General features: G+C 62.6%; 3 protein-coding genes. All 3 read left to right on the top strand.

The window, feature by feature from the left end; all coding sequences use genetic code 11:
- A partial coding sequence (locus EN969_RS27400; RefSeq protein WP_245467524.1) for a thiamine pyrophosphate-dependent enzyme occupies positions 1–400 on the top strand: 400 nt, incomplete at its 5' end.
- 26 nt (positions 401–426) lie between these two features.
- Entirely contained in the window at positions 427–1224 is a 798-nt protein-coding gene (hyi, locus tag EN969_RS27395) for a hydroxypyruvate isomerase (protein ID WP_127419557.1), read from the top strand.
- Between the two features lie 159 nt (positions 1225–1383).
- On the top strand, positions 1384–2294 hold a 911-nt coding region (locus tag EN969_RS27390), incomplete at its 3' end, for a 2-hydroxy-3-oxopropionate reductase (protein WP_127419556.1).

Genomic DNA, 2294 nt, shown 5'->3' with positions numbered 1-2294 from the left:
GCACAAGCTGCCCTATCTCCATGTCGTCGTGAACAACGCCTATCTCGGCTTGATCCGCCAGGCGCAGCGGGGTTTCTCGATGGACTTCGAGGTCGACCTTGCCTTCGAGAACATCAACCGGGCAGGCGATCCCGAGGCCGGCTATGGCGTCGACCATGTTGCCGTCGCCGAGGCGATGGGCTGCAAGGCGGTCAGGGTGCGCAAGCCGGAAGAGTTCGCCGGTGCCTTCAAGGAGGCGCAGCGGTTGATGAAAGAACACCGGGTTCCGGTTGTCCTCGAATTCATCCTCGAACGCGTCACCAACATCTCGATGGGCACCGAGATCGACAAGATCACCGAATTCGAGGAGCTTGCCGAGAGCCACGAAGATGCGCCGACGTCGATCGTCATGCTGGATTAGGCTTGGCGGAGAAAAGGAGAAAAAGAATGCCGCGTTTTTCAGCCAATCTTTCGATGCTCTTTGGCGAGCATGAGTTCCTCGACCGTTTCGATGCCGCCGCCCGCGCCGGCTTCAAGGGCGTCGAATATATCGGCCCCTATGACCATGCGCCCGATGTCGTCGCCGCCCGGCTGAAGAAGAACGGCGTGACCCAGGTGCTGTTCATCCTGCCGGCCGGCGACTGGGGCAAGGGCGAACGCGGCATTGCCGTGCTGCCGGACCGCGTGCCGGAATTCCGCCAGGGCATCGCCAAGGCGATCACCTACGCGCAGGCGCTCGGCTGCCAGCAGGTCAATTGCCTAGCCGGCATCGTGCCCACCGGCGCCGACCGCAAGGTGCTGGAGGACGTCTTTGCCGAAAACCTTGCCTTCGCGGCGGAAAAGCTGGAGCAGGCCGGCATCAGGCTGCTGATCGAGCCGATCAACACGCGCGATATCCCGGGCTTTTTTCTCAATTATACCGATCAGGCGTTGGCGCTTATCGACCGTGTCGGGTCGAAGAACCTGTTCCTGCAATACGACATCTATCACATGCAGATCATGGAGGGGGATCTCGCCCGTACCATCGAGGTAAACCTCGACCGCATCGCGCATATCCAGCTTGCGGACAATCCAGGCCGTCACGAGCCGGGGACGGGCGAGATCAATTTTCCCTTCCTGTACGAGCACATCGACCGCATCGGCTATTCCGGGTGGATCGGGGCGGAATACAAGCCGAAGGCCGGGACGGAGGCTGGGCTGGGGTGGTTTCAAGCATTAGCCGGGCAGGGAAGTGCTGCGGCCTAGCCAACGCCGCGCCCCCTCATCCGGCCCTTCGGGCCACCTTCTCCCCGGTGGGGAGAAGAGACAGGCACCAACGTCGGCTTCTCTTCTCCCCTCGGGGGAAGATGGCCGCGCTAGCGGCCGGATGAGGGGGCGTTTCACACAAGCAACTGGAGAACCAAAATGGAAACCATCGGCTTCATCGGCCTCGGCATCATGGGCGCACCGATGGCGGGGCACCTGTTGGACGCGGGCTACAGGATCATAGCCAGCGACCATCGATCGCAACTCTCAGCCGATCTCGTCGCCAAGGGCCTAACGTCAGTCACCGGCCATGCTGCCGTGGCGAAGGCCGCCGACATCATCATTCTGATGGTGCCCGACACACCGCAGGTCGCCGATGTGCTGTTTCACGAGAACGGCGTCGCGTCCGGTCTGACCAAAGGCAAGCTGGTCATCGACATGAGCTCGATCTCACCGATCGAGACCAAGATTTTTGCCAGGAAAATCAACGATCTAGGCTGCGACTATCTCGACGCGCCGGTCTCGGGCGGCGAGGTTGGCGCCAAGGCGGCGTCGCTCACCATCATGGTCGGCGGCGAGGAGAAACCCTTCGAGCGCGCCAAGCCCGTGTTCGAGAAGATAGGCAAGAACATCACCCTGGTCGGGCCCAACGGCGTTGGCCAGACCACCAAGGTGGCCAACCAGATCGTCGTCGCGCTGACCATTGAAGCCGTCGCCGAAGCGCTTGTTTTTGCTTCGAAAGCCGGCGCGGATCCGGCCAAGGTCAGGCAGGCGCTGATGGGCGGGCTGGCGGCTTCGCGCATTCTGGAAGTGCATGGCGAGCGTATGGTCAAGCGCACCTTCGCCCCGGGTTTTCGGATCGAACTGCACCAGAAGGATCTGAACCTCGCGCTGGAGGGCGCGAAAGCGCTCGGCGTGTCGCTGCCCAACACGTCGACCACGCAGCAGCTGTTCAACGCCTGCGCGGCCAATGGCGGCGCCAAGGAGGATCATTCGGCCCTGGTCAGGGCGCTGGAGAGGATGGCCGATTTCGAGGTCGGCAGCGAGGCAGCCGGCACCCGGGGCAAAGC

Source organism: Mesorhizobium sp. M7A.F.Ca.CA.003.01.2.1 (genome assembly GCF_003998945.1).
Taxonomy (GTDB): Bacteria; Pseudomonadota; Alphaproteobacteria; order Rhizobiales; family Rhizobiaceae; genus Mesorhizobium; species Mesorhizobium ciceri.
Note: the sequence above shows the minus strand (reverse complement) of the source record. Positions and strands in the feature narration are given on the sequence as shown.

What these genes read in the sequence shown, in the direction of transcription:
- hyi (WP_127419557.1), top strand. Translation starts at nt 427, where the DNA reads ATGCCGCGTTTTTCAGCCAATCTTTCGATGCTCTTTGGCGAGCATGAG.